The organism is Pseudomonas sp. LBUM1670, from assembly GCF_059695695.1.
Genome location: NZ_CP166783.1, coordinates 1,656,019 through 1,681,156, shown reverse-complemented (window position 1 = coordinate 1,681,156; position 25,138 = coordinate 1,656,019). Strand labels below are relative to the sequence as shown.

General features: G+C 60.2%; 29 protein-coding genes. 2 read left to right on the top strand and 27 right to left on the bottom strand.

All coding sequences use genetic code 11. From position 1 onward, the window contains the following. Positions 1–2: 2 nt before the first annotated feature. The 5 genes from ccmE to ccmA all read right to left on the bottom strand — a co-directional run bounded on the left by ccmE (position 3) and on the right by ccmA (position 2,781). Complete coding sequence (gene ccmE, locus ACA073_RS07695; RefSeq protein ID WP_008026817.1) at positions 3–458, bottom strand: cytochrome c maturation protein CcmE; 456 nt, start codon at positions 456–458, stop codon at positions 3–5. After that, positions 455–631: a heme exporter protein CcmD gene (gene ccmD, locus ACA073_RS07690; RefSeq protein WP_497402762.1), complete on the bottom strand. Its 177-nt coding sequence runs from the start codon at positions 629–631 to the stop codon at positions 455–457. The genes ccmE and ccmD overlap by 4 nt, the downstream gene beginning before the upstream one ends. After that, positions 628–1,383: a heme ABC transporter permease gene (locus ACA073_RS07685; protein ID WP_219095659.1), complete on the bottom strand. Its 756-nt coding sequence runs from the start codon at positions 1,381–1,383 to the stop codon at positions 628–630. Before ACA073_RS07685 ends, ccmD begins: the two co-directional genes overlap by 4 nt. A 97-nt stretch (positions 1,384–1,480) precedes the next feature. Beyond that, positions 1,481–2,149: a heme exporter protein CcmB gene (ccmB, locus tag ACA073_RS07680; protein WP_497402761.1), complete on the bottom strand. Its 669-nt coding sequence runs from the start codon at positions 2,147–2,149 to the stop codon at positions 1,481–1,483. Further along, positions 2,146–2,781 (bottom strand): cytochrome c biogenesis heme-transporting ATPase CcmA, encoded by a 636-nt coding sequence (ccmA, locus tag ACA073_RS07675; RefSeq protein WP_497402760.1) that lies wholly within the window; start codon positions 2,779–2,781, stop codon positions 2,146–2,148. Before ccmA ends, ccmB begins: the two co-directional genes overlap by 4 nt. 197 nt (positions 2,782–2,978) lie before the next feature. Here ccmA and fliK point away from each other — a divergent pair, with 197 nt between their 5' ends. Together fliK and ACA073_RS07665 are read left to right on the top strand one after the other, a co-directional pair. After that, the gene (fliK, locus tag ACA073_RS07670; RefSeq protein WP_497402759.1) at positions 2,979–4,553 is read left to right on the top strand and encodes a flagellar hook-length control protein FliK; all 1,575 of its coding nucleotides are present in this window, start codon (positions 2,979–2,981) and stop codon (positions 4,551–4,553) included. Then, the gene (locus ACA073_RS07665) at positions 4,550–4,879 is read left to right on the top strand and encodes an EscU/YscU/HrcU family type III secretion system export apparatus switch protein (protein WP_497402758.1); all 330 of its coding nucleotides are present in this window, start codon (positions 4,550–4,552) and stop codon (positions 4,877–4,879) included. Before fliK ends, ACA073_RS07665 begins: the two co-directional genes overlap by 4 nt. A 134-nt stretch (positions 4,880–5,013) precedes the next feature. Here the strand turns inward: ACA073_RS07665 and ACA073_RS07660 are convergent, their stop codons facing one another. The 22 genes from ACA073_RS07660 to fliL all read right to left on the bottom strand — a co-directional run bounded on the left by ACA073_RS07660 (position 5,014) and on the right by fliL (position 25,081). Further along, positions 5,014–5,406: a DUF2802 domain-containing protein gene (locus tag ACA073_RS07660; RefSeq protein WP_497402757.1), complete on the bottom strand. Its 393-nt coding sequence runs from the start codon at positions 5,404–5,406 to the stop codon at positions 5,014–5,016. Further along, positions 5,407–5,892, bottom strand: coding sequence for a chemotaxis protein CheW (locus tag ACA073_RS07655; RefSeq protein WP_131061597.1), 486 nt, complete (start codon positions 5,890–5,892; stop codon positions 5,407–5,409). A 74-nt stretch (positions 5,893–5,966) separates the two neighbouring features. After that, the gene (locus tag ACA073_RS07650; RefSeq protein ID WP_497402756.1) at positions 5,967–6,878 is read right to left on the bottom strand and encodes a CheW domain-containing protein; all 912 of its coding nucleotides are present in this window, start codon (positions 6,876–6,878) and stop codon (positions 5,967–5,969) included. 114 nt (positions 6,879–6,992) lie between these two features. Next, positions 6,993–7,781 carry a ParA family protein gene (locus tag ACA073_RS07645; RefSeq protein WP_497402755.1) on the bottom strand — a complete coding sequence of 263 codons (789 nt, stop codon included), beginning with the start codon at positions 7,779–7,781 and terminating at the stop codon, positions 6,993–6,995. 39 nt (positions 7,782–7,820) lie between these two features. Further along, positions 7,821–8,711, bottom strand: coding sequence for a flagellar motor protein MotD (gene motD / locus ACA073_RS07640; RefSeq protein ID WP_497402754.1), 891 nt, complete (start codon positions 8,709–8,711; stop codon positions 7,821–7,823). 16 nt (positions 8,712–8,727) lie between these two features. Beyond that, a complete protein-coding gene (locus tag ACA073_RS07635) occupies positions 8,728–9,468 on the bottom strand; it encodes a flagellar motor protein (RefSeq protein ID WP_497402753.1) in 741 nt (246 codons plus the stop codon). Continuing rightward, positions 9,468–10,592, bottom strand: a complete 1,125-nt coding sequence (locus ACA073_RS07630) for a protein-glutamate methylesterase/protein-glutamine glutaminase (protein ID WP_497402752.1) — start codon at positions 10,590–10,592, stop codon at positions 9,468–9,470. The genes ACA073_RS07635 and ACA073_RS07630 overlap by 1 nt, the downstream gene beginning before the upstream one ends. Positions 10,593–10,643: 51 nt before the next feature. Then, entirely contained in the window at positions 10,644–12,875 is a 2,232-nt protein-coding gene (locus ACA073_RS07625) for a chemotaxis protein CheA (RefSeq protein ID WP_497402751.1), read from the bottom strand. A gap of 47 nt (positions 12,876–12,922) precedes the next feature. Continuing rightward, entirely contained in the window at positions 12,923–13,711 is a 789-nt protein-coding gene (locus ACA073_RS07620) for a protein phosphatase CheZ (RefSeq protein WP_008039817.1), read from the bottom strand. Between the two features lie 23 nt (positions 13,712–13,734). Then, positions 13,735–14,106 carry a chemotaxis response regulator CheY gene (locus ACA073_RS07615; RefSeq protein WP_003183998.1) on the bottom strand — a complete coding sequence of 124 codons (372 nt, stop codon included), beginning with the start codon at positions 14,104–14,106 and terminating at the stop codon, positions 13,735–13,737. Positions 14,107–14,273: 167 nt separating this feature from the next. After that, positions 14,274–15,014 (bottom strand): RNA polymerase sigma factor FliA, encoded by a 741-nt coding sequence (gene fliA / locus ACA073_RS07610; RefSeq protein ID WP_007894214.1) that lies wholly within the window; start codon positions 15,012–15,014, stop codon positions 14,274–14,276. Further along, the gene (fleN, locus tag ACA073_RS07605) at positions 15,011–15,841 is read right to left on the bottom strand and encodes a flagellar synthesis regulator FleN (RefSeq protein ID WP_020299275.1); all 831 of its coding nucleotides are present in this window, start codon (positions 15,839–15,841) and stop codon (positions 15,011–15,013) included. Before fleN ends, fliA begins: the two co-directional genes overlap by 4 nt. Before the next feature lie 116 nt (positions 15,842–15,957). Next, entirely contained in the window at positions 15,958–17,286 is a 1,329-nt protein-coding gene (flhF, locus tag ACA073_RS07600; protein WP_497402750.1) for a flagellar biosynthesis GTPase FlhF, read from the bottom strand. An 11-nt stretch (positions 17,287–17,297) separates the two neighbouring features. After that, complete coding sequence (gene flhA, locus ACA073_RS07595) at positions 17,298–19,427, bottom strand: flagellar biosynthesis protein FlhA (protein WP_497402749.1); 2,130 nt, start codon at positions 19,425–19,427, stop codon at positions 17,298–17,300. Between the two features lie 248 nt (positions 19,428–19,675). Continuing rightward, positions 19,676–20,815, bottom strand: a complete 1,140-nt coding sequence (gene flhB / locus ACA073_RS07590; protein ID WP_497402748.1) for a flagellar biosynthesis protein FlhB — start codon at positions 20,813–20,815, stop codon at positions 19,676–19,678. Between the two features lie 2 nt (positions 20,816–20,817). Next, positions 20,818–21,600: a flagellar biosynthetic protein FliR gene (gene fliR / locus ACA073_RS07585; RefSeq protein WP_497402747.1), complete on the bottom strand. Its 783-nt coding sequence runs from the start codon at positions 21,598–21,600 to the stop codon at positions 20,818–20,820. Between the two features lie 3 nt (positions 21,601–21,603). Further along, entirely contained in the window at positions 21,604–21,873 is a 270-nt protein-coding gene (gene fliQ / locus ACA073_RS07580; protein WP_008024593.1) for a flagellar biosynthesis protein FliQ, read from the bottom strand. Next, the gene (gene fliP / locus ACA073_RS07575; RefSeq protein WP_497402746.1) at positions 21,870–22,628 is read right to left on the bottom strand and encodes a flagellar type III secretion system pore protein FliP; all 759 of its coding nucleotides are present in this window, start codon (positions 22,626–22,628) and stop codon (positions 21,870–21,872) included. The genes fliQ and fliP overlap by 4 nt, the downstream gene beginning before the upstream one ends. Continuing rightward, complete coding sequence (gene fliO, locus ACA073_RS07570) at positions 22,628–23,071, bottom strand: flagellar biosynthetic protein FliO (RefSeq protein ID WP_497402745.1); 444 nt, start codon at positions 23,069–23,071, stop codon at positions 22,628–22,630. Before fliO ends, fliP begins: the two co-directional genes overlap by 1 nt. Then, positions 23,072–23,530 (bottom strand): flagellar motor switch protein FliN, encoded by a 459-nt coding sequence (fliN, locus tag ACA073_RS07565; protein WP_497404005.1) that lies wholly within the window; start codon positions 23,528–23,530, stop codon positions 23,072–23,074. Positions 23,531–23,599: 69 nt separating this feature from the next. Continuing rightward, on the bottom strand, positions 23,600–24,568 hold the full coding sequence (fliM, locus tag ACA073_RS07560; RefSeq protein WP_461951311.1) for a flagellar motor switch protein FliM: 969 nt from the start codon (positions 24,566–24,568) through the stop codon (positions 23,600–23,602). Between the two features lie 9 nt (positions 24,569–24,577). Next, positions 24,578–25,081 carry a flagellar basal body-associated protein FliL gene (gene fliL, locus ACA073_RS07555; protein WP_497402744.1) on the bottom strand — a complete coding sequence of 168 codons (504 nt, stop codon included), beginning with the start codon at positions 25,079–25,081 and terminating at the stop codon, positions 24,578–24,580. Between the last annotated feature and the right edge of the window lie 57 nt (positions 25,082–25,138).

Genomic DNA, 25,138 nt, shown 5'->3' with positions numbered 1-25,138 from the left:
GATCAACCCTCCTTTGCGGGCGTTGGAGCAGATTGACCGCTGTCTTTCAACGCCTTGGTCACTTCAGGCGGCATGTATTTCTCGTCGTGCTTGGCCAGCACTTCATCGGCCACCACCACGCCGTCAGCGTTGAGCTTGCCCAGCGCGACGATGCCCTGCCCTTCGCGGAACAGATCCGGCAGGATCCCGCGATAGCTGATCGTCACGGATTTGTTGAAGTCAGTGACGATGAATTTTACGTCCAGCGAATCGCCGGAACGTTGCAGCGAACCCTTCTCGACCATGCCGCCCGCACGAATGCGCGTGTCTTGCGGCGCTTCGCCATTCGCGATTTGCGTCGGGGTGTAAAACAGGTTGATGTTCTGCTGCAGGGCGCTCAGGGCCAGGCCGACGGCAGCGCCGACACCGACCAGGATCGCGAGAATGATGATAAGACGCTTTTTGCGCAGCGGATTCACTTGCCGTTCTCCCGGCGCAAACGACGCGCCTCTTGTTGCAGATACCGCTTGCGGGCCAGGACCGGCGCCGCCACGTTGAGGGCCAGCACCGTCAGGCAGATGCCATAGGCTGACCAGACATACAGGCCATGATGACCCATGGCGAGGAAGTCGCCGAATGAAGCAAAACTCATCGAGCGGCCTCCAGACTGTTCTGCACTTCTGCCTTTACCCAACTGGCGCGAGCTTCGCGCTTGAGCACTTCAAGGCGCATGCGCAGCAGCAAAACCGCGCCGAAGAAACAGTAGAAACCCAGCACCGTCAGCAGTAACGGCAGCCACATTTCGGCCGGCATCGCCGGTTTTTCGGTGAGGGTGAAGGTCGCGCCCTGGTGCAGGGTGTTCCACCACTCCACCGAGTATTTGATGATCGGAATGTTGATCACGCCGACAATCGCCAGCACCGCGCAGGCCTTGGCCGCGCTGTCGCGATTGCTGATGGCGTTGCCCAGCGCAATGAGACCGAAGTACAGGAACAGCAGAATCAGCATGGACGTAAGTCGTGCATCCCAGACCCACCACGAACCCCAGGTCGGCTTGCCCCAGATCGCGCCGGTGACCAGCGCCACGGCAGTCATCCAGGCACCGATGGGCGCCGCGCATTGCAGGGCGACGTCGGCCAGTTTCATCTTCCACACCAGACCGACGATGCCGCACACCGCCAGCATCACGTAGACGGACTGCGCGAGCATGGCGGCCGGCACGTGGATATAGATGATGCGAAAGCTGTTGCCTTGCTGGTAATCAGGCGGCGCAAAGGCCAGGCCCCAAACGACGCCGACGCCGATCAGCAGCAACGCGGCGATGCTCAGCCACGGCAGCAGTTTGCCACTGATGCCGTAAAACCATTTGGGTGAGCCGAGCTTATGAAACCAGGTCCAGTTCATTACTGTTTCCATCACGGTTGCCACTCGCCATCACGAGTAGCGAAGGGTCTGCCTTTCAATCAAAAGAAAGCGATCAAAAATTGATCAGACCTCATTATTATTCGCCGACGCTGATCTTCAGGCCAGCAGCTATTGCAAAAGGTGTCAGGGTTATCGCCAGGGCGGTCAGGCTACCAAGCCACAGGAGATAACCGGTCGCCGGCATGCCCTGCAAGGCTGCCTGCAAGGCGCCATTGCCGAGAATCAACACCGGGATGTACAACGGCAGAATCAGCAACGCCAGCAACAGGCCGCCGCGCTTCAATCCCACCGTCAGGGCTGCGCCCACCGCACCGAGCAGGCTGAGCACCGGTGTACCGAGCAACAGGGAAAGCAGCAACACCGGCAGACAGGCGGTTGGCAAACCGAGCATCAACGCCAGCAGTGGAGCGAGCAAAACCAGTGCCAGACCAGAGAAGGCCCAGTGTGCCAGTACCTTGGCCAAAACCAGAAGAGGCAGGGGGTGCGGCGAAAGGACCCACTGTTCAAGGGAACCGTCTTCGAAATCACTGCGGAAAAGCCCGTCCAGCGAGAGCAAAACCGATAAAAGGGCTGCCACCCAGACCAGTCCCGGAGACAAGGTTTGCAACAATTGAGACTCGGGGCCGACCGCCAAAGGGAACAGCGCAACCACGATCGCGAAGAATACGAGCGGATTGGCCAACTCAGCCGGACGGCGGAACAACAAGCGAGCCTCACGGGCGACCAACAGGCCGAAAACACTCATACGGCCCAATTCCCCAGATCGATGTCGCGATAGCCGGTCGGCATTCGGTTCAGCGTGTGGTGAGTGGTCAGCACGACCATGCCGCCGCGCTCACAGTGCGCGGCCAGATGTTCTTCCAGTTGCGCCACGCCTTGCTTGTCGAGTGCGGTGAATGGCTCGTCGAGGATCCACAGCGGCGGACTGTCCAGATACAAACGGGCCAACGCCACGCGACGTTGCTGACCGGCGGACAGGGTGTGACAAGGAACATCTTCGAAACCGCGCAGTCCGACAGCGGCAAGCGCCTCCCAAATGGCTTCATGAGAGGCCGGTTGATGCAGGGCGCAGAGCCAGCTGAGGTTTTCTTCCGGGGTCAGCAAATCCTTGATGCCGGCGGCATGACCGATCCAGAGCAGGTTGCGCGCCAGTTCACTGCGTTGTTCGTTCAATGGCTGGCCGTTGAGCAGCACTTGACCGGCGGTCGGTTGCATCAGACCCGACAGCAGACGTAAAAGGCTGGTTTTGCCGCTGCCGTTGGGGCCGCTGATTTGCAACATTTCGCCACTGGCCAGTCTCAATTCGAGATTTTCGAAGAGCAGCCGAAGGTCTCGCTCACAGGCGAGGGCAACGGTTTGCAGGACAGGACTGGTCAAGAGATCACGGGCCTTTTGCGGTTCAAGTCGGCGGCGGAGCGGCCGCTAAAGAGATGCAGCATAGATGCATTGGCGGCCTGTTCTAGAGAGCTGCGTCAAACAATTGCAATGTTTTCGCCACTCTCCGAAAGACGGGCGGCATTATACATGCCATGCCCTACTCGAAAGAGGGCAATTTCCTCAGGTTGTGACCGCGTATGACAGGCGAAATGAACATCCTCCCGCTCCCCCCAACCACTCCCGCGACTTCGCGGCCGCTGGTGGTGAGTGGCGATTTGCTCACGCTGCTGAAGCCGATGGATGGCCTGATCACACCCGGGCAATCTGCCAAGGCCGAAGTGCTGTCGCTCAAGCAGGCGGATCAGTCTTTTCAACTGCTACTTAAAGTCACCCTCGAAAGTGGCCGGCAGACCACGGTTCAGGCCACCAGCAGTCAGCCGTTGCCTCAGGGCACGAACCTGGCGATCACCCAGCCGTCGGCGGGCAACCTGGCCGTCACCGTGCAACAGGCCATCGCCTCCAGCGTTGCCACCCTCACCCGCATCGACACGGCGCAACTGCCGGTGGGCACCTTGCTGCAAGGCAAAGTGCTGACTTCCCAGGTGATGCCGCAAGTGCCGGGGCAACCGACGGTGTTCCGCTCGCTGGTAAGCCTGCTCAACACCGGGCTGAGTGGCAGCACCCTGAGCATCGACAGTCCGACGCCGCTGCGCATCGGCACCTTGCTGAGTGCGCTGGTGCAAGACACCCAGACCCTGAAATTCGTCCCGCTGAGCAGCCGTCAGGAACAACTGGCGGTCACCCAGCAACTGGTCAGCCAGCAAAGCCGCCAGGGTTCGCTGGACGGATTGCTCAAACTCCTGCAAAACCTGCCCGCCTCGGACCAGACCGCCAGTGACCTGCGAACCGCAGTGAACACATTGCTCACCGGCCTGCCGGATGTTCAGCAACTGAGCACGCCAAAAGGCCTGGCCCTGGCACTGGCCAATAGCGGGCTGTTCCTCGAGGCAAAACTGCTCACCGGGCAAAATCCGACGCTGGCCCCGGACATGAAAGGCGATCTGCTCAAGCTGATCGCGCAGCTGAGCCAGGGGCTGCCGGCCAACACCAACCTCAACGCGATCATTGCTGCCAATACGCTGGCCCAGACCATGCCGAGTTTCGTGCGCAGCGCCCTTGGCATGCTCGGTCAGGTCAGCGCCAAACCGCAGCCGACCAGTTTTCCCCTGCCTGAGCGTTTCCTGCAAAGCCTGGAGGGCGAAGGTGATCTGGAGCACTTGCTGCGCTTGGCCGCCGCGGCGGTTTCGCGTCTGCAAAGCCATCAACTGTCGAGCCTGGAGCAGAGCGGCGTCACGGACGACGGTCGGCTGATGAGCACCTGGCAGCTGGAAATCCCGATGCGCAATATGCAGGACATCGTGCCGTTGCAGCTCAAGTTTCAGCGCGAGGAAGCACCCGAAAAAGATCAACCCAAGGAACGCCGTGACGAACGCGAACCCAAGCAACAACTCTGGCGCGTCGAGCTGGCGTTCAACATGGAGCCGCTGGGCCCGATGCAAATTCAGGCGCAGTTGATCGAGGGCAGCCTGTCCAGCCAGCTGTGGGCCGAACGGCCCTACACCGCCAGCCTGATCGAGAGCAATCTGGCCGGGCTGCGCGAACGCTTGCTGGCGTCAGGCCTGAACGTCGGCGATCTCGATTGCCACCTCGGCACACCGCCGCAAGGTCCCCAAACCCGACTGGAACAACGCTGGGTCGACGAAACCGCATGAGAAATCCCGACACTCCACGCCAGGCCATCGCCCTCAAATACGACGGCACCCACGCCCCGACCCTCACGGCCAAGGGCGACGAAGAACTGGCGGAAGAAATCCTGAAGATTGCCCGTGATTGTGAAGTGCCAATTTACGAAAATGCCGAGCTGGTGAAACTGCTGGCGAGAATGGAGCTGGGGGACAGTATTCCGGAGGAGTTGTATCGGACGATTGCGGAGATTATTGCGTTTGCCTGGAATCTGAAGGGCAAGTTTCCGGAGGGGCATGATCCGAGTGTGCTGATGGTCGAGAAGGACATCACCGAACGCGGGGATGATTACTGAGGTTTCGAAGACGCCTTCGCGAGCAAGCCCGCTCCCACATTTGATCTCGGTCGCACACAAAATCTGTGTCCGCTGAAGATCAAATGTGGGAGCGGGCTTGCTCGCGAATAGCGATCTCAACGCAATCGCAAAAATCAGTTCTTGTGCAACTTGCTCATCAACTCCGCCTCAGCCTGGGTCAACCCGCAGGACTGAGTCAGTTCATCGACGCTCGCGCCCATTCCGACCAAGCGTGCTGCCTGGGCAAACGACAGGCTCGACGGGTCGCGCTGTTCAAGCTGAGCCAGCTTGTCCGGCAACGGCCTGACCACCGCGCGCAGTTCGTGCAGGTCTTCACCCATGCGCACGTTACCGTTCTGGTAGTCATCGACCCGTTTGCCCAGGTCCTTGATGCGCTGATCGCGCAACGCATCGCCCTGGGCCTGTTGCGCAGCGATCTGCCGCTGGCCCCGAATGTACGCCAGAAACATCGCCAGCGTGCCTGCCCAGAAGAGGAACAGGACAATGACCGCAACCTCAAGAATCAATCAGATGTTCTCCAGGTCCGACCATTCTTCTTCGCTCATCATCTTGTCCAGCTCGACCAGGATCAGCAATTCGTTGTTCTTGTTGCACACGCCTTGAATGAACTTGGCGGACTCTTCGTTACCCACGTTCGGCGCGGTTTCGATTTCCGACTGACGCAGGTAAACCACTTCGGCCACGCTGTCGACCATGATGCCGACCACTTGCTTGTCGGCTTCGATGATGACGATCCGGGTGTTGTCGCTGATTTCGGCGTTCATCAGGCCGAAGCGCTGACGAGTGTCGATCACGGTGACCACGTTACCGCGCAGGTTGATGATGCCCAGCACGTAGCTCGGGGCACCCGGGACCGGGGCGATTTCGGTGTAACGCAGGACTTCCTGAACGCGCATCACGTTGATGCCGTAGGTTTCATTGTCCAGCTTGAAGGTTACCCATTGCAGGATCGGATCTTCGGAACCCTTTGCAGACGACGCCTTATCATTCATACCCTGACCCCTCGAAAAACCGCCCCTGGCGGTGTGTGTTCGGTGCGATGGCAAGTCACTTGCCCCGCGTGTTGTTATGTCGGTTTGTGGATCGGCTTAAGGCCACCCATGTGCTTCGCCCCACCGCTGGCAATCAGCTCGGCCAGTTCGGAAACATCGAGCAACGCACACATGTGTTCAATCACTGTGCCCGCCAGCCATGGTCGTTGACCACGGTGGCTGCGCCATTTGATTTCGTTCGGGTCCAGACGCAACGAGCGGCTGACCTGATGCACCGCCAGCCCCCACTCGTAGCCCTGAACCGAAATAACGTATTGCAGGCCCTGACGGAAGTCATCGCGATAGCGGTCGGGCATGACCCAACGGGCGGTATCGAGCACTTTCAGGTTGCCGGCCTGGCTCGGCAGGATTCCGAGGAACCATTCCGGCTGACCGAACAACGGTGTCAGCTCCTGACCGGCCAGGGAATAAATCGAGCCCAGGCACACCAGCGGCACCGCCAGGGTCAACCCGGCGACATCGAACAACAGGCATTCGAACGGCTCGGCGGCCCACGCAGGACGGCCGTCGGTTTCCACCGGTGGCGGCGTGTTGCTCGGTGGCAGATGAACTTCGACGATCGGCGGCACCAGGGCTTGCAGCATTGGCGCGATCGGCGGCACCAAGGCTTGCAGCAGCGGCGCGATGGTCGAGACGGGCGCCAGTACCGGTGCCGGCGCCTCGATCAGCGCAACCGGGGCTTTCACCACGGGCGCTGCGACCGGCGCGGCAACGGCTACCGGTGTCTCGGCAGGTTTCTGCGCATCGCGGGCCTGCTCTTCAAGCACCGCAGCCTGGAACTCGTCCAGCGCCGCTTCCACCTCGACCACCTCGGGAATCGCTTCGATTTCCGGCGGCAACTCTTCGGTCGCGTCCATCAGCAAGCTCTCCAGATAGGACTGGAGCGCCAATTGCGGACGCGAGGTGACCTTCACCGGCCGGTTCATGCGTACACCGTAGGAGCTGCCGCAGGCTGCGATCTTTTGTCGGATTCGAAGTTATCGCAAAGCAAGATCAAAAGATCGCAGCCTGCGGCAGCTCCTACAGATATTGGGTTCATGTCAGGCCACCTGCGCAACGGATTGCTGCGTCAGCATGTGCTTGAGCAGTGCGCGATAGGCCAATACGCCACGGCTTTTGCCGTCGAATTGCGAAGGCGTGACGCCGGCACGGCTGGCATCGCGCAAACGCGTGTCGACCGGGATGTAGCCTTGCCAGATTTCTTCAGGGTACTTGTCGCGCAATACCCGCAAGGTCCCGAGGGAGGCCTGCGTGCGCCGATCAAACAGCGTCGGCACGATGCTGAATGCCAGTGGCAGCTTGCGTGAGCGGTTGATCATCGCCAGGGTGTTGACCATGCGCTCCAGGCCTTTGACCGCCAGGTGTTCGGTCTGCACCGGAATCACCAATTGCTGACTGGCCGCCAAGGCATTGACCATCAGCACACCGAGCAACGGCGGGCTGTCGATCACCGCGTAATCGAAGTCCTGCCACAGTTGCGCCAGGCTCTTGGCGATTACCAGGCCCAAGCCACTCTGGCCCGGCGATTGACGCTCAAGCGTCGCCAGCGCTGTGCTCGACGGCAGCAGGGAAATACTCGCGTGACTGGTGGGCAACAACAACTGACCGGGCAAGCCTTGCGGCACGCTGCCCTTGTGCAGGAACAGGTCGTAGCTGCTGTGTTCCAGGCTGTCGGGGTCGTAACCGAAGTAGCTGGTCATTGAGCCATGGGGGTCGAGATCGACCACGACCACGCGCTTGCCCGCCTCGGCCAGTAACCCGGCTAAAGCGATGGAGGAAGTGGTTTTACCGACACCACCCTTTTGATTGGCGACTGCCCAGACTCTCATTCGGATTGTTCCTCCCGGTCGGGTCGACCGGGAAATAGCTCAACGTATTAATGCGGGTGACGGAGAATTGACGGCGCTCTCTCGTCCCGGCGACTTGACCGGTGCAGGTGCAGTTTGTGTGCCAGCACGCTTCAACGCGGCATCCGGTTGCGCATGGGCGGTTCCGGTGCCGGTGAGGCTGCGACGTACATCGAGATTTCGTGACACGACCAGCACCACGCGACGGTTGCGCGCCCTGCCCTCTGCCGTGGTGTTGTTAGCCACCGGCTGGAATTCGCCGTAACCCACCGACGCCAGCCGGCCAGGGTTCACACCCTGCATCGCCAGCATGCGCACGATGCTCGCCGAACGCGCCGAGGACAATTCCCAGTTGGTCGGGTACTGCGCGGTACGGATCGGTTGATCGTCGGTAAAACCTTCGACGTGTATCGGGTTGTCGAACGGCTTCAGAATCGCCGCGACCTTGTCGATGATGTTGAACGCCATGTCGCTGGGCATGGCGTCGCCGCTGCCGAACAACAGGCTGGAATTGAGCTCGATTTCGACCCACAACTCGTTGCCGCGAACGGTCATCTGGTTGGAGCTGATCAAGTCGCCGAACGCGGCGCTGATGTCATCGGCGATACTTTTCAGCGGATCACTGGCACCGGCGATGCCGGCGTCAACCTGCTCGCTGTCCTTGACCAGCGGCTTGGCCGGGGTCACGGTTTTCGGACGTTCGTCACCGATGGGGATCGGCTTGAGCGCGCGATCCGAATCGGTGAATACGCCAATCAACGCTTCCGAAATGATCTTGTACTTGCCTTCGTTGATCGAAGAAATCGAGTACATCACCACGAAAAAGGCGAACAGCAACGTAATGAAGTCGGCGTAGGAAACCAGCCAGCGTTCGTGGTTTACATGTTCTTCAGGTTGCCGACGACGGGCCATTTTTCCATATCCCCCATCAATCCATGAAGCCCTGAAGCTTCAACTCAATAGAGCGAGGGTTTTCGCCTTCGGCGATCGACAGGATGCCTTCGAGCAACATTTCGCGATAACGCGACTGGCGCAATGCAACGGATTTGAGTTTGGCGGCAATCGGCAGCAGCACCAGGTTGGCACTGGCCACGCCGTAGATGGTGGCGACGAAGGCCACGGCGATGCCACTGCCCAGTTGCGAAGGGTCGCCCAGGTTGCCCATGACGTGGATCAGGCCCATCACCGCACCGATGATGCCGATGGTCGGCGCATAGCCACCCATGCTTTCGAAGACTTTGGCGGCTTCGATGTCGCGGCTTTCCTGGGTGTAAAAATCCACTTCCAGAATGGTGCGAATCGCTTCCGGCTCGGCGCCGTCCACCAGCAGTTGCAAGCCTTTGCGCGAGTAGGCGTCGGGTTCGGCGTCGGCCACACCTTCCAGGCCGAGCAGACCTTCCTTGCGGGCGGTCAGGCTCCAGTTCACCACGCGGTCGACGCCGCCGGCGAGGTCCACGCGCGGCGGGAACAGGATCCAGCCGAGAATCTGCATCGCGCGTTTGAAGGCGCTCATTGGCGATTGCAGCAGCGCCGCACCGACGGTCCCGCCGAGCACGATCAACGCCGCTGGGCCGTTGGCCAGCGCGCCGAGGTGACCGCCTTCAAGGTAGTTGCCACCGATGATGGCGACAAACGCCAGGATGATCCCGATAAGGCTGAGTACATCCATCAGACACACGCCTCGACCAGGTGCTTGCCAATGTCGTCGAGACCGTACACCGCATCGGCGAGTTCGGCTTTGACGATGGCCATCGGCATGCCGTAGATCACGCAGCTGGCTTCATCCTGAGCCCAGATCGAGCTGCCGCCCTGCTTGAGCAGACGCGCACCTTCACGACCGTCGGCGCCCATGCCGGTCAGTACGACCGCCAGAACTTTGTCACCGTAGGACTTGGCGGCCGAACCGAACGTGATGTCCACGCACGGCTTGTAGTTCAGACGCTCGTCGCCCGGCAGGATTTTCACCGCGCCACGGCCGTCGACCATCATTTGCTTGCCACCCGGCGCCAGCAACGCCAGGCCCGGACGCAGGATGTCGCCATCCTCGGCTTCCTTGACGCTGATGCGGCAGAGCTTGTCCAGACGCTCGGCGAACGCTTTGGTGAAAGCGGCCGGCATGTGCTGGATCAACACGATTGGAGCCGGGAAGTTGGCCGGCAATTGCGTCAATACGCGCTGCAGGGCAACCGGGCCGCCGGTGGAGGTGCCAATGGCAACCAGCTTGTAGGCTTTGCGTTTCGGCGCGGGCGACGACAGTGCGTGCGCCGGTGCACGAGCCGGGATCGGTGCCGGACGAACAGGCGCGCTGCTGACATAACTGCTGACGCTGGAAGGCGCAGGGGTCGGGGCTGGCGTGGCGACGGGTGCCGGTGCGCTGTAAGCACTGACACGACGGTTACTGCGCGAGATGCTGAGAATCTTCTCGCACAGCAGTTGCTTGACCTTCTCGGGGTTGCGCGAGATGTCTTCGAAATTCTTCGGCAGGAAATCCACCGCGCCGGCGTCCAGCGCATCCAGGGTGACCCGGGCGCCTTCGTGCGTCAGCGAGGAGAACATCAACACCGGAGTCGGGCAGCGCTGCATGATGTGCCGCACCGCCGTGATGCCATCCATCATCGGCATCTCGTAGTCCATGGTGATCACGTCCGGCTTGAGGGCCAGCGCCTGATCAATCGCCTCTTTTCCGTTGGTCGCCGTACCGACGACCTGGATATTCGAATCCGCTGAAAGAATTTCCGAGACGCGGCGGCGGAAAAACCCCGAATCGTCCACCACCAGGACTTTGACTACCATAAACACTCCGTTAGGCGGGGGCGAGGCTCAGTCGCCCCGCCCCCCCCAGAATCAAATACGCCGTGCGGCGTAACGCTTGAGCATGCTCGGAACATCGAGAATCAGCGCAATGCGGCCGTCACCGGTGATGGTGGCGCCGGACATGCCCGGAGTTCCCTGGAGCATTTTGCCCAAAGGCTTGATGACCACTTCTTCCTGGCCGACCAGTTGATCGACGACAAAGCCGATCCGCTGGGTGCCTACCGAAAGGATCACCACATGGCCTTCGCGCTGCTCTTCGTGAGCGGCGGAGCTGATCAGCCAGCGCTTGAGGTAGAACAGTGGCAGCGCCTTGTCCCGCACGATCACCACTTCCTGACCGTCCACCACGTTGGTGCGCGACAGGTCGAGGTGGAAGATCTCGTTGACGCTCACCAGCGGGAACGCAAACGCCTGGTTGCCAAGCATGACCATCAGCGTCGGCATGATCGCCAGGGTCAACGGCACCTTGATGACGATCTTCGAGCCCTTGCCCTTGGTCGAGTAGATGTTGATGGTGCCGTTGAGCTGGGCGATCTTGGTTTTCACCACGTCCATGCCCACGCCACGACCCGACACGTCGGAGATCTCGGTTTTGGTCGAGAAACCCGGCGCAAAGATCAGGTTGAAGCAGTCGGACTCGCTGAGACGGTCCGCCGCATCCTTGTCCATCAAACCTTTTTTGACCGCGATGCCGCGCAACACGTCAGCGTCCATGCCCTTGCCGTCATCGGAGATGGACAGCAGGATGTGGTCGCCTTCCTGTTCGGCGGAAAGAATCACTTTGCCGCTACGCGGCTTGCCCATCGCTTCGCGATCGGCCGGCTCTTCGATGCCGTGGTCGACCGAGTTGCGCACCAAGTGGACCAGCGGGTCGGCCAGGGCCTCGACGAGGTTCTTGTCGAGGTCGGTTTCTTCGCCGACCAGCTCCAGGTTGATCTCTTTCTTGAGCTGGCGAGCCAGGTCGCGAACCAGGCGCGGGAAGCGCCCGAAGACTTTCTTGATCGGTTGCATCCGGGTCTTCATGACCGCGGTTTGCAGGTCGGCCGTGACCACGTCGAGGTTCGACACGGCCTTGGACATGGCTTCATCGGCGCTGTTGGCGCCCAGGCGAACCAGGCGGTTACGCACCAATACCAATTCGCCGACCATGTTCATGATTTCATCGAGACGCGCGGTGTCGACCCGCACGGTGGTCTCGGCTTCGCTGGCCGGTTTTTCCGCAGGTGGCGCGGCCGGTGCACGGGCAGGCGCCGGTGCAGCGGCGGCAGGCTTCGGTGTTTCGGCTTTTGGCTCGGGCGCCTTGGCGACAAGTGCCGGGGCTTTGGCGACGGGCGCCGCTACCGAAGAAGCGGCAGAACCGGTGCCGACTTCAGTGAACTTGCCTTTACCGTGCAATTCGTCGAGCAGCGATTCGAACTCGTGATCCGAGATCAGATCGCTGCCAGCCGCTTTGGCGATGGGCGCAGCGGCGACCGGGACCGAAGCGATCGCCGATTCCAGCGCGTCGACGGCAAAGTTGCCCTTGCCGTGCAACTGATCGAGCAGGGCTTCGAACTCGTCGTCGGTAATGTCGGAGCTGTCGCCTGGCGCTTTCGGGGCAGCCGGTGCTGCGGGCGCGGCGATCGCGTCGACGGCGAACTGGCCTTTGCCGTGCAGTTGATCGAGCAACGACTCGAATTCTGCATCGGTGATTTCGTCGCTGGCCGCATTGGAAGCTGCAACCGGAGCAGCCGCCGGCGCCTCGGCCTGAGCCTTGACGGCGTTCAGCGAGTCCAGCAGTTGTTCGAATTCGCTATCGGTGATGTCGCCCGAATCGGCTTCGGCAGCCGGCTCTTCCACCACTTCAGCCACAGGCGCGGCTGGATCGGCGGTTTGCGGCTCGGCCAGACGGGCCAGGGCCGCAAGCAATTCAGGCGTGGCAGCCGTGATCGGGCTGCGTTCGCGGACTTCGCTGAACATGCTGTTCACCGCGTCCAGCGCTTCGAGAACCACGTCCATCAATTCCGAGTCGACGCGACGTTCACCCTTGCGAAGGATGTCGAACACGTTCTCGGCGATGTGACAGCACTCCACCAGCTCGTTGAGCTGGAGGAAGCCGGCGCCCCCTTTTACAGTGTGAAAACCGCGAAAAATTGCATTGAGCAAGTCCGCATCATCCGGTCGGCTTTCAAGCTCGACCAGCTGTTCGGACAGGTGCTCAAGAATCTCGCCGGCCTCAACCAGGAAATCCTGAAGGATCTCTTCATCGGCGCCGAAGCTCATTAAGGGTGTGCTCCTAACAGGTTTAAAAACCTAAAATACCTAGAATTCTAAAACCCTAGGCTGGATAGCAAATCGTCCACATCGTCCTGACCGGACACAACGTCTTCTCTTTTATCGGCATGAATCTGCGGACCTTCACCCTGAGAGAGATGTTTTTGCGGATCTTTTTCAGCAAGCATCGCTTCACGGTCATGTTCGATGCCCGCAAAGCGGTCCACCTGACTGGCCATGAGCACGAGCTTGAGCAGGTTGCTTTCAACTTCAGTAACCAATTGGGTCACACGCTTGATCACCTGACCTGTGAGGTCCTGGTAATCCTGAGCGAGCAGAATGTCGTTGAGGTTGCTCGACACCGCGCGATTGTCCGCGCTGCTGCGTGCCAGGAAACCGTCGACACGCCGTGCCAGTTCGCGGAACTCCTCGGCCCCGACTTCGCGACGCATGAACCGCCCCCAGTCCGTGCTCAGCGCCTGGGCTTCATCGCTCAGGCTGTTGACCAGCGGCGTGGAGTTTTCGACCAGATCCATGGTGCGGTTGGCGGCAGCTTCGGTCAGTTTCACAACGTAACCCAGACGCTCGGTGGCATCCGTGATCTGCGACACTTCCTCGGCTTGCGGCATGTGCGGGTCAATCTGGAAATTGACGATCGCGCTGTGCAGCTCGCGGGTGAGCTTGCCCACTTCCTGATACAGGCCGCGGTCACGGGTCTGATTGAGCTCATGGATCAGTTGTACAGCGTCGCCGAACTTGCCTTTTTCAAGGCTTTCGACCAGTTCGACCGCGTGTTTTTTCAGGGTCGATTCAAAATCGCCCTGTGAAGATTCGTTTTGGTCCATAGCTCCCCCCGTGGCGCAGTTTCTCAACCGATGCGTTCGAAAATCTTCTCGATTTTTTCTTTCAACGCCTGGGCCGTGAAGGGTTTGACCACATAGCCGTTAACACCGGCCTGGGCCGCTTCGATGATCTGCTCGCGCTTGGCTTCAGCGGTCACCATCAACACCGGCAGGTGCTTGAGCTTTTCATCGGCGCGCACGTGACGCAGCAGATCGATACCGGTCATGCCAGGCATGTTCCAGTCCGTTACCAGAAAGTCGATGCTTCCGCTGTTGAGAACCGGAATGGCAGTAGTGCCATCGTCGGCCTCGACCGTGTTGGTGAACCCAAGGTCACGCAACAGGTTTTTTATGATCCGCCGCATCGTTGAGAAGTCATCAACGATGAGGATTTTCATGTTCTTGTCCAATTCGACCTCCAAGCAGTCTTAAACGCGCCCAGCACCTGGACGCGCCATTTCATTCAATCCGGCAAAGCACTCTATGACTGTCTGGAGCACAACAGATCGAAACCGGCGCAGTTCAACACCACACCAACCACGTTCGCAGTGTCCCCACACTGCCTTCAGCGCGCTCGCCACTCCCCCAAACGCCCCCGCAAACGGGCCGCGCACTGGCTGTGTAACTGGCTTACCCGAGATTCGCTGACCCCCAGGACCTCACCGATTTCCTTGAGATTCAACTCTTCGTCGTAGTACAGCGCCAACACCAGTCGCTCACGCTCCGGCAAATTGGCAATCGCGTCCGCCAGCGCCGCCTGGAAGCGTTCATCTTCCAGATCGCGTGACGGCTCGAGATGAGCACTCGCGCCATCCTCGTGCAGCCCTTCGTGTTCGCCGTCCTGCAACAGATCGTCGAAACTGAATAACCGGCTGCCCAGGGTGTCGTTCAAAATCCCGTAGTAATCGTCGAGACTCAATTGGAGTTCGGCCGCAACTTCGTGATCTTTAGCGTCACGACCGGTTTTAGCTTCAATCGAGCGAATTGCGTCGCTGACCATGCGGGTATTGCGGTGGACCGAACGTGGCGCCCAGTCCCCCTTGCGGACTTCATCGAGCATCGCGCCGCGGATTCGAATGCCCGCGTACGTCTCGAAACTCGCGCCTTTGCTGGCGTCGTATTTGGTCGATACTTCAAGCAAGCCGATCATGCCGGCCTGGATCAGGTCTTCGACCTGGACACTGGCCGGCAGACGCGCCAGCAAGTGGTAAGCAATGCGTTTGACCAGTGGCGCGTAACGCTCGATCAGCTCGTACTGCGCGTCACGTGCCGACTTCTTGTAAAGGTTGTAACCGCTGGCTGTCATAGCACGGGACCTGCCGTTTGTTGCACGAGGCGCTCGACAAAAAACTCCAGGTGCCCACGCGGGTTGGCGGGCAGCGGCCAGGTATCGACCTTTTGTGCGATGGCCTTGAAGGCCAGGGAACACTTGGAACGCGGGAAAGCTTCATAAACCGCGCGCTGCTTCTGAACGGCCTTGCGCACGCATTCGTCGTACGGCACCGCACCGACGTATTGTAAGGCGACGTCGAGGAAGCGATCCGTGACCTTGGTCAATTTGGCGAACAGGTTGCGACCTTCCTGCGGGCTCTGGGCCATGTTGGCCAGGACGCGGAAGCGGTTCATGCCGTAGTCGCGGTTCAGCAGTTTGATCAGCGCGTAGGCATCGGTGATCGAGGTCGGCTCGTCGCAGACCACCAGCAAGACTTCTTGCGCGGCGCGAACGAAACTGACGACCGAATCACCAATACCCGCGGCGGTGTCGATCACCAGGACGTCGAGGTTGTCGCCGATATCGCTGAACGCCTGGATCAGGCCGGCGTGCTGTGCCGGGCTCAGATGCACCATGCTCTGAGTGCCGGACGCCGCCGGGACGATGCGGATGCCGCCTGGCCCCTGCAACAACACGTCGCGCAGCTCACAGCGGCCTTCGATCACGTCGGCCAGGGTACGTTTGGGTGTCAGTCCCAGCAGGACGTCGACGTTCGCCAGCCCCAGATCGGCGTCCAGCAGCATGACGCGCCGGCCGAGCTCAGCTAGAGCCAGGGACAAGTTCACTGACACGTTAGTCTTCCCGACGCCACCTTTGCCGCCGGTCACCGCGATCACCTGTACGGGATGCATGCTGCCCATGTTATTTCTTTACCTTGTCTTGCATAGACGGAGGCCACATTACTGGCTGCGCGTTCATCAACTGAACAATGCATGGCAGACCATCGATGTAGGTACAAAAACTATTCATTAATACCTCAGCTGACCTGCTTGGTCGGGCTGTGGTAAATATCAGCGAACATGTCAGCCATGGCTTCTTCGCTGGGTTCATCCTGCATTTGCACACTGACGGCGCGGCTGACCAGCTGATGACGACGCGGCAGATGCAAATCATCCGGAATCCGCGGTCCATCGGTCAGGTAAGCCACCGGCAACTCATGGCTGATTGCCAGGCTCAACACCTCGCCCAGACTTGCCGTTTCATCCAGTTTAGTCAGGATGCAGCCAGCGAGCCCGCAGCGCTTGTAACTGTGATAAGCGGCGGTTAGAACCTGTTTCTGGCTGGTGGTTGCCAGAACCAGATAGTTTTTTGATTTGATGCCACGACCGGCCAGGCTTTCGAGCTGCATGCGCAGTGCCGGATCGCTGGCCTGAAGACCTGCGGTATCGATCAGCACCACGCGTTTGCGCAGCAAAGGGTCCAGCGCCTGCACCAGGGACTGGCCCGGGTCGACGTGCGTTACCGACACGTTGAGGATCCGGCCGAGCGTCTTGAGTTGTTCCTGAGCGCCGATACGGTAGCTGTCCATGCTCACCAGCGCGATGTTTTGCGCACCATACTTAAGCACGTAACGGGCCGCGAGCTTGGCCAGGGTGGTGGTCTTGCCCATGCCGGCAGGACCGACCATGGCAATCACACCACCCTCTTCCAGCGGCTCGATTTCCGGTGTGGCGATCATCCGCGCCAGGTGCGCCAGCAACATGCGCCAGGCCTGACGAGGTTCTTCAATGTCGGTAATCAGTTCCAGCAGATCGCGGGACAACGGGCCGGACAAACCGATGCGCTGCAAGCGACGCCAAAGATTGGCCTGGGCCGGACGGCTGCCTTGCAGCTGGTTCCAGGCCAGGGAGCCGAGTTGTACTTCCATCAGCTCGCGCAGGCTGTTGAGTTCGAAACGCATCGAATCGAAAGCCCGCGGATCGACACCGCCGGTGGCTGGCGCAGGGGCCGGCGCTGCACGACGGGGTTCGGTGTAAGTCGGTTCGATCAGCGGTTCGGCGGCGGTCAGCGGCAGACCGGCGAACAACTGGCGATTGGTGGCCTTGTCGCTCTCGCCTTCGCTACGCAGGCTCAGTTCGGCCTGGGCGGTCACGATCCGCGACTGGGTCTTGCGCAGCTCGTCCTCGAGTTCCATGTTCGGAACACGCGGGGCCAGTGCCGACAGTTTGTAATCGAGGGCGGCCGTCAGCTCGACACCGCCGGCGATCCGGCGGTTGCCAATGATGGCGGCATCAGCGCCCAGCTCATCACGAACCAGCTTCATGGCCTGACGCATATCGGCGGCGAAAAAACGCTTAACTTGCATAAACCACTACCTCAGCCGTTGGGCCCTACAGTCGCAACGATGGTCACTTGCTTGTTGTCAGGGATTTCCTGGTAAGCCAACACATGCAAACCCGGGACTGCCAGTCGGCCAAATCGCGACAGCATCGCGCGAACCGGACCGGCCACCAGCAGAATCACCGGTTGACCTTGCATTTCCTGACGCTGCGCCGCTTCGATCAACGAGCGTTGCAGTTTTTCGGCCATGCTTGGCTCCAGCAGAACGCCCTCTTCCGAGCCTTGTCCTGCCTTCTGAAGACTATTGAGCAATATTTGTTCCAACCTTGGCTCAAGAGTGATAACTGGTAGCTCCGACTCAGTCCCTACAATGCTTTGGACGATTGCACGGGATACGCCGACGCGCACAGCGGCCACCAGAGCGGCAGTATCTTGACTCTTGGCGGCATTGTTCGCGATTGCCTCGGCGATGCTGCGAATGTCCCGCACGGGCACCTGTTCGGCCAGCAACGCCTGGAGAACCTTGAGCAACTGCGACAACGACACCACGCCCGGCACCAGTTCCTCGGCCAGTTTAGGCGAGCTTTTGGCCAGCAATTGCATGAGTTGCTGCACTTCTTCGTGGCCGATCAGCTCACTGGAGTGTTTGTACAGAATCTGGTTCAAGTGAGTTGCCACTACTGTACTGGCATCGACCACCGTGTAACCAAGGGATTGCGCCTGCGCACGCTGGCTGATTTCGATCCAGACCGCTTCCAGCCCGAAAGCCGGATCTTTGGCGGTGATGCCGTTGAGCGAACCGTAGACCTGACCCGGATTAATCGCCAACTCCCGATCCGGATAAATCTCCGCTTCGGCCAGGATCACCCCCATCAGGGTCAGTCGATAGGCACTTGGCGCGAGGTCGAGGTTGTCACGGATATGCACAGTCGGCATCAGGAAACCCAGATCCTGGGACAGCTTCTTGCGCACGCCCTTGATCCGCGCCAGCAACTGACCACCCTGATTGCGATCCACCAGCGGAATCAGGCGATAACCGACCTCCAGACCAATCATGTCGATCGGCGTCACATCGTCCCAGCCAAGCTCCTTGGTTTCCTGCGCGCGAGCGGGCGATGGCAGCAGCTCCTGCTGACGCTTGACCTCTTGCAGGGCCTGAACCTTGACGACGTTCTGCTTCTTCCAGAACAGGTACGCGCCACCGGCCGCGAGGGCCGCCATGCTCAGAAAGGAGAAGTGCGGCATGCCGGGCACCAGGCCCATCACCGCCATCAAACCCGCCGCGACAGCCAGCGCCTTGGGTGAGGCGAACATCTGGCGATTGATCTGTTTGCCCATGTCTTCCGAACCGGAAGCACGGGTCACCATGATCGCGGCGGCAGTGGACAACAGCAGTGATGGCAATTGCGCCACCAAACCGTCACCGATGGTCAGCAGCGCGTAAACCTTGCCGGCATCGCCGAAGGTCATGCCATGCTGGAAGATACCGACCGCCATACCGCCGATCAGGTTGATGAACAGAATCAGCAAACCGGCGATGGCGTCACCGCGCACGAATTTGCTGGCACCGTCCATGGAACCGTAGAACTCGGCCTCCTGGGCCACTTCCATCCGGCGCATTTTTGCCTGGTTCTGATCGATCAGGCCGGCGTTCAAATCGGCGTCGATCGCCATTTGTTTACCGGGCATTGCATCGAGGGTGAAACGCGCGCTCACCTCGGAAATCCGCCCGGCACCCTTGGTCACCACGACAAAGTTGATGATCATCAAAATCGCGAAGACCACGATACCGACCACGTAGTTGCCGCCGATCACCACCTCGCCAAAGGCCTGGATCACCTTACCGGCAGCGGCATGGCCGTCCTGGCCATGGAGCATAACCACCCGCGTGGAGGCCACGTTCAGCGCCAGCCGCAACAGCGTTGCCACCAGCAAAATGGTCGGGAACACCGCGAAATCCAGCGGCCGCAAGGCGTAGACGCAGACCAGCAACACGACAATCGACAGCGCAATGTTGAAGGTGAAGAACACGTCCAGCAGGAACGGCGGCACCGGCAACATCATCATGGCCAGCATGACCAGCAGCAACAACGGCACACCCAGATTGCCCCGACTCAGGTCGGCGACGTTAGTGCGGGCACTGTTGAGTAACTGAGAGCGATCCACCGGTTTTCCCCGTTCCTTTAAAGCAAACTTTTGACGCCCGAAGCAGGCGCAGAGCGGCTACTGCAAGAAGCCTTCCAACTTTTGCAGGGGTTTGGAACAGGGCGGTTATCGAGGGGGATTTGTGTTGCCTGAACAGACGCCTTCGCGAGCAAGCCCGCTCCCACATTCGACCGCATTCCTCTGGTAGAGCGCGGTTAAATGTGGGAGCGGGCTTGCTCGCGAAGGGGCCCTTAGTGACAACACTAAACTCAGGAATCGCGCCGCAGATCCGGCGGAATCGGCAAATCATCCTTGAGCGGCTCGGGACGCTTGCCCTTGCCGGCGCGGTGCTGGCGGATCTGGTAGACGTAAGCCAGCACCTGGGCGACGGCGAGGTACAGCCCGCCAGGAATTTCCTGCTCCAGCTCGGTGGAGTAATAGATCGAACGCGCCAGGGCCGGCGACTCCAGCAGCAACACTTCATTGGCCACGGCGATTTCGCGGATTTTCAGGGCCACGAAGTCACTACCCTTGGCCAGCAGCATCGGCGCACCGCCTTTTTCCGGATCGTACTTGAGCGCCACAGCGTAGTGAGTCGGGTTGGTAATCACCACGTCGGCCTCGGGAATCGCTGCCATCATCCGCCGCTGGGACATCTCGCGCTGCAACTGGCGAATCCGCTGTTTGACCTCCGGCTTCCCCTCCTGATCCTTGTGCTCGTCGCGCACTTCCTGCTTGGTCATCAGCAGTTTCTTGTGGCTCTGGTAAAGCTGCACCGGAACATCCACCGCCGCGATCAGAATCAGCCCGCACGCCATCCACAATGTACTCCAGCCCACCAACTGAACACTGTGGATGATCGCCTGCTCCAGCGGCTCATGGGCAATGCGCAACAGGTCATCGATGTCCGAACGCAGGACGGACAATGCAACAAACAGGATCAGCAGAAACTTGGCCAGCGCCTTGAGCAGTTCGATCACGGCGGTACTGGAGAACATGCGCTTGAGACCCGCAGCCGGGTTCATCCGGCTGAATTTGGGCGCCAGGCTCTTGCCGGCGAACAACCAGCCGCCCAGGGAAATCGGCCCCAGAATCGCCGCCAGCAGGAGCGCCAGCAATATCGGCTGTACCGCCAGAATTGCGATCTTTCCCGAATGCAGCAGGTACTGAACCATCTGCCCGGGATCAAGCAACACGTCCCGCGGCAGGGAAAAGTTCAGGCGCATGATTTCCAGCAGATCCTGGGCCAGTCCGCCGCCATAGATCAACAAACCGCCAGCACCGGCCATCATGGTTACCAGGGTATTGAGCTCTTTGGATCGGGCAATCTCACCCTTGTCCCTGGAGTCCTTTTTGCGTTTCTCCGTGGGGTCTTCTGTTTTGTCCTGACCGCTCTCGCTCTCGGCCATGGCTAGCGCGCCTTCGCCATGTCACGTAACAGTTGCAGGGCCTCGGTGACCAAGGGCTGATACTGATTGAGAATGTCGCCGAGACTGACCCAGAAAATCACCAGACCCAGCACCAGGGTCAGGGGGAAACCGATGGAGAAAATGTTCAACTGCGGCGCCGCCCGCGTCATCACCCCGAAGGCGATGTTAACCACCAGCAACGCCGTGATCGCCGGCAATACCAGAAGCATCGCCGCGCCCAGCACCCAACCCAGTTTGTTGGCCAGTTCCCAGAAGTGGTTGATCAGCATTGCACTGCCGACCGGCAGGGTGGTGAAGCTCTCCGTGAGCACTTCGAACACCACCAGATGCCCATTCATGCCGAGAAACAGCAGGGTCACGAGCATCGTCAGGAACTGCCCGATCACCGCCGCCGACACACCGTTGGTAGGGTCGACCATGGAGGCGAAGCCCATCCCCATCTGAATCGAAATGATCTGCCCGGCGACGACAAACGCCTGAAAAAACAGCTGGAGGGAGAGCCCCATCAATGCGCCGATAATGATCTGCTCGGCGATCAGCAGCAGTGCGCTCAGGTCCAGCGCATGAACCTGCGGCATCGGTGGCAGAGCAGGCACGACAACCACGGTGATGGCCAACGCGAAATACAATCGCACGCGGGTCGGCACCAGGGTCGTGCCAAAGATCGGCATGGTCATCAGCACCGCGCCGATGCGAAACAGCGGCAATATGAACGAAGCGACCCAGGTACTGATCTGGGTGTCGGTCAGCTGCAGCAACGACATGGCTTAGCCGATGACCCGAGGAATATTGCCGTACAACTGCAGGATATATTCCATGAAAGTCTGCACCAGCCACGGACCGGCGACGATCAGCGTAACCAGCATCACCAGCAGGCGCGGCAGGAAGCTCAGCGTCTGTTCGTTGATCTGGGTGGCGGCCTGGAACATGGCGACCAACAACCCCACCAGCAAGCTCGGAATCACCAGCACGGCGACCATCATGGTGGTCAGCCAGAGCGCTTCACGAAAGATGTCTACCGCGACTTCCGGCGTCATGGCGAGACACCGCCGAAGCTGCTGGCCAACGTACCGATGATCAGCGCCCAACCATCTACCAGCACGAACAGCATGATCTTGAACGGCAAAGAAATGATCAGTGGCGAGAGCATCATCATACCCATGGCCATCAGCACACTGGCCACGACCATGTCGATGATCAGGAACGGAATGAAGATCATGAAACCGATCTGGAACGCGGTCTTCAGCTCGGACGTGACGAACGCCGGCACCAGGATGGTCAGCGGCGCCTGATCCGGGGTCGCGATGTCGGTGCGCTTGGAAAGGCGCATGAACAGCTCCAGATCGCTGCTGCGCGTCTGGGCCAGCATGAAGTCCTTGATCGGCACTTGGGCCTTGGCTACGGCATCCTGCGCGGTGAGTTTTTCCGCCAGATACGGTTGCAAGGCATCCTGGTTAACCCGGTCAAACACCGGCGCCATGATGAACATGGTCAGAAACAGCGCCATCCCCGTGAGGATCTGGTTCGATGGCGTCTGCTGCAGGCCCAGGGCCTGACGCAGGATCGAGAAGACGATGATGATCCGAGTGAAACTGGTCATCAGCATGACGAACGCCGGAATGAAACTCAGCGCGGTCATGATCAGCAGGATTTGCAGGCTGACCGAGTATTCCTGAGCACCCTGGGCATTGGTGCCCAGCGTGATCGCCGGGATTGACAACGGGTCGGCGGCGAAGGCCAGCGGCGCGGCCAGCATCAGGGCCAGCGTCAAGATGATGCGTAACGCACCCATTACTTCTTATCCTTCTGATCCTTGCCCATCAGCTCCATCAGGCGCTGGGCAAACTCCGGGGTCGCTTTTTCGGTGACCGGCACCTGCACCGGCTCCTTGAGCACATGCAAAGCAGTGATGGTGCCGGGACTCAACCCGAGCAGAATCTGCTCGTTGCCGACCTGCACCAGCATCAAACGGTCACGCGGGCCCAGCGCGCGGGAGCCGATCAGTTCGATCACCTGCCCCTTGCCGGCCGGCCCGGCCTGCTGGACCCGGCGCAACAGCCAGGCGAGGAAGAAGATCAACCCCAACACCAGCAGCAAACCGAACACCAGCTGCGTCAACTGCCCCGCCACGCCACTGCTGACCGCAGGTGCCGCGGCCGCGACAGCATTAGCCGCCGGTTCGGCCGCCAGCGCACTAAACGGCAAGGCCAGTAACAACCCCAGAATCTTTTTCACTCAGCGCAGCTTCTTGATACGTTCGCTTGGGCTGATCACGTCGGTCAGGCGGATGCCGAACTTCTCGTTGACCACCACCACTTCACCGTGAGCGATGAGCGTGCCGTTGACCAGCACATCCAGCGGCTCACCGGCCAGACGATCGAGCTCGATCACCGAACCCTGGTTGAGTTGCAGCAGGTTGCGGATGTTGATGTCGGTGCTGCCCACTTCCATGGAAATCGACACCGGGATGTCGAGGATCACGTCAAGATTCGGACCGTCCAGGGTCACCGGGTCGTTGTTTCTCGGCATGCTGCCGAACTCTTCCATCGGCAGACGGTTGGACGGCGAGCTCGCGGCGTCGGCAGCCAGCAAGGCGTCGATGTCGTCCTGCCCGGCGTCGCCGGTTTCTTCCAGGGCCGCAGCCCATTCATCGGCCAGCGCCTGGTCGTCCTGGGTATTCATATCGTTAGCCATCATGTGTCCTCGGCGGGCAACCCTTGAACGGACTGCCGTCAGTTAATAGCGAATAGGGAGCTGCGCCGCTTAACGGCGCTCGATCGGCTCGATCACTTGCAACGCGAGGTTGCCTTTGTGCGAGCCCATCTTGACCTTGAACGCAGGCACGCCGTTGGCGCGCATGATCATTTCTTCCGGCATATCGACCGGGATAATGTCCCCCGGCTGCATGTGCAGAATGTCCCGCAGGCGCAACTGGCGACGAGCCACCGTGGCACCGATCGGCACGTCAACGTCCAGCACGTCCTGGCGCAGGGCATTGACCCAGCGCTCGTCCTGATCGTCGAGGTCCGACTGGAAGCCGGCGTCGAGCATTTCGCGCACCGGCTCGATCATCGAATACGGCATGGTCACGTGCAGATCGCCGCCACCGCCATCGAGTTCGATGTGGAACGTCGACACCACAACGGCTTCGCTCGGGCCGACGATGTTGGCCATGGCCGGGTTCACTTCCGAGTTGATGTACTCGAAGTTCACTTCCATGATTGCCTGCCAGGCTTCCTTCAGATCGACGAAGGCCTGCTCCAGCACCATGCGCACCACACGCAGCTCGGTCGGGGTGAACTCACGCCCTTCGATTTTCGCGTGACGGCCGTCGCCGCCGAAGAAGTTGTCCACCAGTTTGAACACCAGCTTGGCGTCGAGGATGAACAACGCGGTGCCGCGCAACGGTTTGATCTTGACCAGGTTGAGGCTGGTCGGTACGTACAGCGAGTGCACGTACTCGCCGAACTTCATCACCTGCACGCCACCGACAGCAACGTCCGCCGAGCGGCGCAGCATGTTGAACATGCTGATGCGGGTGTAGCGGGCAAAACGCTCGTTGATCATTTCCAGGGTCGGCATGCGTCCGCGGACAATGCGATCCTGGCTGGTCAGGTCGTAGCTTTTGACGCTACCGGGCTCGGCAGCGATATCGGTCTGTACCAGACCGTCATCGACGCCATGCAACAGCGCATCGATCTCATCCTGGGACAGCAGGTCCTGCACGGCCATGTCGTGTTCCTACTGCAGTACGAAATTAGTGAAAAGCAACTGTTCGATGACCACTTTGCCGAGTTCTTTCTGCGCCACTTCCTGGACGCTGGCGGTAGCCTTCTGACGCAACATTTCCTGACCGACCGGCGACGCCAGCGTCGCGAAATCCTGCCCGGAGAACAGCATGACGAGGTTATTGCGGATCACCGGCATGTGGACTTTGAGCGCTTCCAGATCAGCCTGATTGCGGCCCTGCATGGTGATGCTCACCTGCATGTAGCGCTGACGGCCGTTCTGGTTGTAATTGGCCACGAAGGCCGGCGCCATGGGCTCGAAAACCGCTGGTTGCTTGCCGACCGGGGCGATTTCAGCCACGGCGGCAGGTTTGCTCTGGGCGCTGTGCATGAAGAACCAGGTCGCCCCCACGGACAAGCCGATCGCCAGCAGCAGGGCCACCACGATCACAATGATCAGCTTGATTTTGCCTTTGGTTGCGGGGTCTTTTACAGCTGCTGCTTCGCTCTTCGCCATGCCAATAATCCGTCACTATTCGGGTTTTCACAGTCGCACGGCAAGGCAAGAGCAAGT

Excerpts from the sequence above, each read along its gene's own strand:
- ACA073_RS07625 (WP_497402751.1), bottom strand. The coding sequence starts at position 12,875 with ATGAGCTTCGGCGCCGATGAAGAGATCCTTCAGGATTTCCTGGTTGAG.
- ACA073_RS07685 (WP_219095659.1), bottom strand. The coding sequence starts at position 1,383 with ATGAACTGGACCTGGTTTCATAAGCTCGGCTCACCCAAATGGTTTTAC.
- ACA073_RS07620 (WP_008039817.1), bottom strand. The coding sequence starts at position 13,711 with ATGGACCAAAACGAATCTTCACAGGGCGATTTTGAATCGACCCTGAAA.
- ACA073_RS07655 (WP_131061597.1), bottom strand. The coding sequence starts at position 5,892 with ATGAATGATAAGGCGTCGTCTGCAAAGGGTTCCGAAGATCCGATCCTG.
- motD (WP_497402754.1), bottom strand. The coding sequence starts at position 8,711 with ATGGCCCGTCGTCGGCAACCTGAAGAACATGTAAACCACGAACGCTGG.
- flhB (WP_497402748.1), bottom strand. The coding sequence starts at position 20,815 with ATGGCCGAGAGCGAGAGCGGTCAGGACAAAACAGAAGACCCCACGGAG.
- ccmD (WP_497402762.1), bottom strand. The coding sequence starts at position 631 with ATGAGTTTTGCTTCATTCGGCGACTTCCTCGCCATGGGTCATCATGGC.
- fliP (WP_497402746.1), bottom strand. The coding sequence starts at position 22,628 with ATGGGTGCGTTACGCATCATCTTGACGCTGGCCCTGATGCTGGCCGCG.
- ACA073_RS07615 (WP_003183998.1), bottom strand. The coding sequence starts at position 14,106 with ATGAAAATCCTCATCGTTGATGACTTCTCAACGATGCGGCGGATCATA.
- fleN (WP_020299275.1), bottom strand. The coding sequence starts at position 15,841 with ATGGGCAGCATGCATCCCGTACAGGTGATCGCGGTGACCGGCGGCAAA.
- fliA (WP_007894214.1), bottom strand. The coding sequence starts at position 15,014 with ATGACAGCCAGCGGTTACAACCTTTACAAGAAGTCGGCACGTGACGCG.
- ccmB (WP_497402761.1), bottom strand. The coding sequence starts at position 2,149 with ATGAGTGTTTTCGGCCTGTTGGTCGCCCGTGAGGCTCGCTTGTTGTTC.
- fliK (WP_497402759.1), top strand. The coding sequence starts at position 2,979 with ATGACAGGCGAAATGAACATCCTCCCGCTCCCCCCAACCACTCCCGCG.
- fliN (WP_497404005.1), bottom strand. The coding sequence starts at position 23,530 with ATGGCTAACGATATGAATACCCAGGACGACCAGGCGCTGGCCGATGAA.
- ACA073_RS07630 (WP_497402752.1), bottom strand. The coding sequence starts at position 10,592 with ATGGTAGTCAAAGTCCTGGTGGTGGACGATTCGGGGTTTTTCCGCCGC.
- fliQ (WP_008024593.1), bottom strand. The coding sequence starts at position 21,873 with ATGACGCCGGAAGTCGCGGTAGACATCTTTCGTGAAGCGCTCTGGCTG.
- ACA073_RS07665 (WP_497402758.1), top strand. The coding sequence starts at position 4,550 with ATGAGAAATCCCGACACTCCACGCCAGGCCATCGCCCTCAAATACGAC.
- fliL (WP_497402744.1), bottom strand. The coding sequence starts at position 25,081 with ATGGCGAAGAGCGAAGCAGCAGCTGTAAAAGACCCCGCAACCAAAGGC.
- flhF (WP_497402750.1), bottom strand. The coding sequence starts at position 17,286 with ATGCAAGTTAAGCGTTTTTTCGCCGCCGATATGCGTCAGGCCATGAAG.
- fliM (WP_461951311.1), bottom strand. The coding sequence starts at position 24,568 with ATGGCCGTGCAGGACCTGCTGTCCCAGGATGAGATCGATGCGCTGTTG.
- ACA073_RS07635 (WP_497402753.1), bottom strand. The coding sequence starts at position 9,468 with ATGGATGTACTCAGCCTTATCGGGATCATCCTGGCGTTTGTCGCCATC.
- ACA073_RS07645 (WP_497402755.1), bottom strand. The coding sequence starts at position 7,781 with ATGAGAGTCTGGGCAGTCGCCAATCAAAAGGGTGGTGTCGGTAAAACC.
- ACA073_RS07650 (WP_497402756.1), bottom strand. The coding sequence starts at position 6,878 with ATGAACCGGCCGGTGAAGGTCACCTCGCGTCCGCAATTGGCGCTCCAG.
- fliR (WP_497402747.1), bottom strand. The coding sequence starts at position 21,600 with ATGTCGTTGCTGCAGCTGACCGACACCCAGATCAGTACCTGGGTCGCT.